General features: G+C 61.0%; 3 protein-coding genes. All 3 read left to right on the top strand.

The window, feature by feature from the left end; genetic code table 11:
* A partial coding sequence (locus EOA75_RS31040; RefSeq protein WP_164747694.1) for an NnrS family protein occupies positions 1–1,148 on the top strand: 1,148 nt, incomplete at its 5' end.
* A gap of 155 nt (positions 1,149–1,303) precedes the next feature.
* Positions 1,304–1,750 carry a pseudoazurin gene (locus tag EOA75_RS31035; RefSeq protein ID WP_127325954.1) on the top strand — a complete coding sequence of 149 codons (447 nt, stop codon included), beginning with the start codon at positions 1,304–1,306 and terminating at the stop codon, positions 1,748–1,750.
* A 282-nt stretch (positions 1,751–2,032) separates the two neighbouring features.
* Positions 2,033–3,142 carry a copper-containing nitrite reductase gene (gene nirK / locus EOA75_RS31030; RefSeq protein ID WP_127325953.1) on the top strand — a complete coding sequence of 370 codons (1,110 nt, stop codon included), beginning with the start codon at positions 2,033–2,035 and terminating at the stop codon, positions 3,140–3,142.
* Positions 3,143–3,234: the final 92 nt, after the last annotated feature.

Here is a 3,234-nt window from a genome sequence, read left to right as displayed (position 1 = left end):
CCTACGGTTTCCGGCCCTTCTTTCTGCTCGGCTCGCTGCAAGCCGGCGTCGCCATGCTTTTGTGGCTGCCTCTCTACTACGGCAAGCTCGCAACGGCCAGCCTGTTCGTGCCTGTCGATTGGCACATTCATGAACTGCTGTTTGGCTATCTAGCGGCTGTTGTTACAGGTTTCCTGCTCACCGCGATTCCGAACTGGACCGGACGGCTGCCCGTCCAGGGCTTTCGTTTGCTGGTGCTGGTATCGCTCTGGATCCTGGGCCGGCTTGCCGTGTTCTTCTCGCAAGAGACCGGCTGGCTTCTGGCCGCAGTCGTGGATTGCTCCTTCCTGCTTGCCGTGGTCGTTGCAGCCGCCACGGAAATCATCGCCGGTCGAAACTGGCGGAACCTCAAGGTGCTACTGCCCGTTGCGACCCTTCTGGCGGCAAATGCCATGTTTCATGTCGAAGCTCACTACGACGGGTTTTCCGACGCGAGCCGCCGTCTCGGTCTGGGCGCGGTGGTCATCCTCGTTATGATCATTGGCGGCCGGATCATTCCGAGCTTCACCCGCAATTGGCTCGTTCGCGAGAAGCCGGGCAGGCTGCCAGCATCGTTCGGCAGATTCGATATCGGAACCATCGCCCTTTCCGCGGCCGGGCTTGCGGCATGGATCATTTTTCCAGACGCCACAGCAACCGGCGTTCTGCTGATCACCGGCGCGGTTTTCAATGCCGTCCGGCTCGCCCGCTGGGCGGGCGACCGAACACTGTCCGATCCCTTGGTAGTGATCCTGCATGTCGCGTTCAGCTTTGTGCCCGTTGGGCTTCTGCTTGCCGGGCTCTCTGGTTTTGCCCCGCAGACGATCCCCATTGCGGCAGGGATACACGCGCTGGCGGTGGGAGCGATCACCTGCATGACGCTTGCCGTCATGACCCGCGCCACCTTCGGCCATACCGGCCGTGAATTGAGGGCCAGCGGCGGAACCTGCGCGGTTTTCGCGGCGATCGTCATTGCTGCCATCCTGCGCGTGGCGGCCAGCATGGCTCCTTCCTTGGCAGTCCTCCTTCATGTCTCGGCCGCGTTCTGGGTGGCCGCCTTCGCCGGCTATGCGGTTCTGTTCGGCGGCATGCTGGTGCGGCCGCGTCTTGGGGCACGCCGCGAGAATTGAAGCTCGCCGGGCAATGCCAATGCTCTCCAATTTCCACCCCGGATCGCCGTCATTTTCGTCGAGCAATTTGCGCCAGCGCAAATCGCCGGGTCGTCTCATGAACTACAAAGACGGCACGGTTAGTGCCGTGGTGAAATAAAGAAAGGAATTCTCCAATGAAACTGCCCCTGATTGCCGCGGCGATCGCCTTGCTTTCAGTTACCGGCGCCGCAAATGCAGAAGAACATGTCGTGCAGATGCTGAACAAGGGCGAGAAGGGCTCGATGGTCTTCCAGCCCGCATTTGTCCGGGCAGCACCAGGCGATACGATCAAGTTCGTCCCGACGGACAAGTCTCACAACGCCGAAAGCATCAAGGACATGATCCCGGACGGCGCACAGCCTTTCAAGGGAAAGTTCAATGAGGAAGTGGACGTGACCCTGACCCAGGAAGGCGTCTACGGCGTGAAATGCGCTCCCCACTACGGCATGGGCATGGTTGCGCTGATCGTCGTCGGCAAGCCGGTCAACCTCTCTGCGGCGGAGGCGGTCAAGCAGGTCGGCAAGGCCAAGACTGTTTTTGCCGAGCTGCTCGCCGAGGCGAGCAAGGTCGCCTCCAATTGATGTGACCCCGATTTGAGACTGTCTTCGGCAATGGCGGGCCGAAGGCACCGGCCGGGCGGACCAGGGGAGAAGTCTGTCCGGCCTTTTTATGCCGGCTGCTGCTTCGGCGCAGCGTTGGCGCGCGGGTTGATTTCGTCGCGAAATCATGCCGCTGCCGAACCACCCAAGCCTTTCAAGAAGAAATCAATTTAGCAGCATCGGATTTGCGCCAGCGCAAAGACGGACCTGTCGCAACCGCTATTCTGACGGCATTCGAATGGTCGAAACCAAGGGGAGACTGAAATGCTTACGAGACGCGAAGCTTTGTTAGGTTCTGTTGTTACGGCAGCAGCGGTCGCTGCCGTCGGCGCGACCCCGGTCATGGCCGGCGCCAAGGCACAGGATGTAGCCGGACTGCCGCGCGAGAAGGTGACCCTGGTCCCGCCCCCTTTCGTGCATCCGCACGATCAGGTGGCCAAGGGTGGCCCCAAAGTCGTCAAGTTCACCATGACCATCGAAGAGAAGCCGATGGTCATCGACGCCGACGGCACCCAGCTCAACGCCATGACCTATAACGGCTCCATTCCGGGGCCTCTCATGGTCGTGCACGAGGGCGATTACCTCGAGCTCACGCTGGTCAACCCCGATACCAACAGTCTCGCCCACAACATCGACTTCCATGCGGCAACCGGCGCGCTCGGCGGCGGCGAACTGACGCTGATTAACCCGGGCGAACAGGTCACGCTGCGCTTCAAGGCGACGCGAACTGGAACCTTCGTCTACCATTGCGCGCCTGGCGGCGCGATGATCCCCTGGCACGTCGTATCAGGGATGAGCGGAGCGGTGATGGTGCTGCCGCGTGACGGCCTGAAGGACGACAAGGGCAAGTCCGTCAGCTATGAACGCATCTACTATATCGGCGAGAACGACTTTTACATCCCTCGCGATGGGCAGGGACAGTTCAAGAAGTACGACTCCGTCGGCGACAGCTACGACGACACCATGAAGGTCATGCGCAGCCTGATCCCGACGCATGTCGTCTTCAACGGCAAGGCTGGGTCGCTGACAGGCGAAAACGCCATGAAGGCGAAAGTTGGCGAAACTGTCCTCATCGTCCACTCGCAGGCCAATCGCGACACGCGTCCACACCTGATCGGCGGCCATGGCGACTTCGTCTGGGAAGGCGGCAAGTTCGCGAACCCGCCTGCCAAGGACATGGAGACCTGGTTCATTCGCGGCGGCTCCGCAGGGGCGGCGCTCTACACCTTCCTGCAACCGGGCGTTTATGCCTACGTGAATCACAATCTGATCGAGGCAGTCGAACTCGGGGCCACCGCACACTTCACGGTCGACGGAAGCTGGGACGACGATCTGATGAAACAGGTCGAAGCTCCCAGGGCAATTGCCTCCTAGGAGCAGAGCGAAATCGCAGCGCAACCCCCCACTGGCGGGTTGCGCTGCTCCCCCAAGGGTGCAGCATGTCCTTCGATCCTGTCTTCACATTC

The sequence above is a fragment of the Mesorhizobium sp. M1A.F.Ca.IN.022.07.1.1 genome (assembly GCF_003997575.1).
Taxonomy (GTDB): domain Bacteria; phylum Pseudomonadota; class Alphaproteobacteria; order Rhizobiales; family Rhizobiaceae; genus Mesorhizobium.
This window is presented reverse-complemented; position numbering and strand designations above follow the sequence as displayed.

Coding starts and splice junctions, on each gene's coding strand:
- nirK (WP_127325953.1), top strand. CDS start 2,033: ATGCTTACGAGACGCGAAGCTTTGTTAGGTTCTGTTGTTACGGCAGCA.
- EOA75_RS31035 (WP_127325954.1), top strand. CDS start 1,304: ATGAAACTGCCCCTGATTGCCGCGGCGATCGCCTTGCTTTCAGTTACC.